At 62.7% G+C, this 1,058-nt stretch carries 1 protein-coding gene and 1 tRNA gene; one reads left to right on the top strand and one right to left on the bottom strand.

What is annotated here, in order from left to right:
• A partial coding sequence (locus tag EN906_RS35150; protein WP_164777655.1) for an aromatic amino acid lyase occupies positions 1-610 on the top strand: 610 nt, incomplete at its 5' end.
• 193 nt (positions 611-803) lie between these two features.
• On the opposite strand, the gene EN906_RS35145 is transcribed toward EN906_RS35150, so the two are convergent.
• Positions 804-889, bottom strand: a tRNA-Leu gene (locus tag EN906_RS35145).
• Between the last annotated feature and the right edge of the window lie 169 nt (positions 890-1,058).

The raw sequence follows: 1,058 nt of genomic DNA, 5'->3' as shown, positions 1-1,058 counted from the left end.
GGCCTCTATATCGGACAATCCGGTCTACATCCCGCCCGACGATGCACATCCGCTCGGCCGCTGCATCTCGACCGGCGGCTATCACAACGCCATGGCGACGCCGGCGTTGGACGATCTGGCGGCGATATGGGCCGATATCTGCCTGCTCTGCGACCGCCACGCCTCGAAGCTTCTGAACGGCAAGGTGTCGCTGCTGCCGGATCTGCTGATGACCGGACGTCACTCGGCCGACAGCGATGGCCATGGCAATGTCGGCTACGTACCGATGGCAATCACCGGCTATCTCGAACAGGCCAAGCTGGCAGCGCAACGTACCTTCATGCCGGGCACGGAATCAGCGGGCGCGGGGCAGGACGACGTCGCCACGACGGCATTCTTCGCATGGACCAAGGAAGCGACCGCCGGCCGCTGCGTCGACGCGGCCATGGCGATGCTGGCGATGATCGCCTCGCAGGCGCTGCACGTCACCGAACGGACGCCGCCGCCGGCACTGCGCTCCTTCGTCGATCAAATCAGAGCTATCGTGCCGCCTGTCGGCGCCGATCGCGTGCTGGGGCCGGAGCTTGCCAGGTTGGCGGAATGGTTCACTGAGAAGGTGTTCGAGGCGTAGAGATGCCGACAAGCTGTAGCCGGTGAAATTGGTGCGCCTGAACGGATGAAATTCGAACCGGTCCTCCTTCGCCAAGGCTTCGGAGGACGCTTTTTTTTGTGCATGTCGTCCTCCCAAAACCGAGTTCACTTTTGGGCGGCATGCACTAACGAGCTTCAGGTGGCCCGCCACCCGAAGCTCGAAGAGCGAAGGGTGGTGCGGACGACGGGAATCGAACCCGTACGATCAGAGATCGAGGGATTTTAAGTCCCTTGCGTCTACCAATTCCGCCACGTCCGCAGGCCAGCCCTTTTCAGACGCCAGACACAGCCCGTCAAGTCGTGTTGTTGAGCGTTCGCCGAACGTGCGAACAGACCGGGCGACTTGATGATACTGGCGCGATCACGGAATTATCGGCGCGGCGGGGAATGGGAGGATGCGGGGGGGGGATTTGAACCGCCAAGGCCGG

The sequence above is a fragment of the Mesorhizobium sp. M7A.F.Ca.CA.004.06.1.1 genome (assembly GCF_003999135.1).
Classification (GTDB): domain Bacteria; phylum Pseudomonadota; class Alphaproteobacteria; order Rhizobiales; family Rhizobiaceae; genus Mesorhizobium.
Note: the sequence above shows the minus strand (reverse complement) of the source record. Positions and strands in the feature narration are given on the sequence as shown.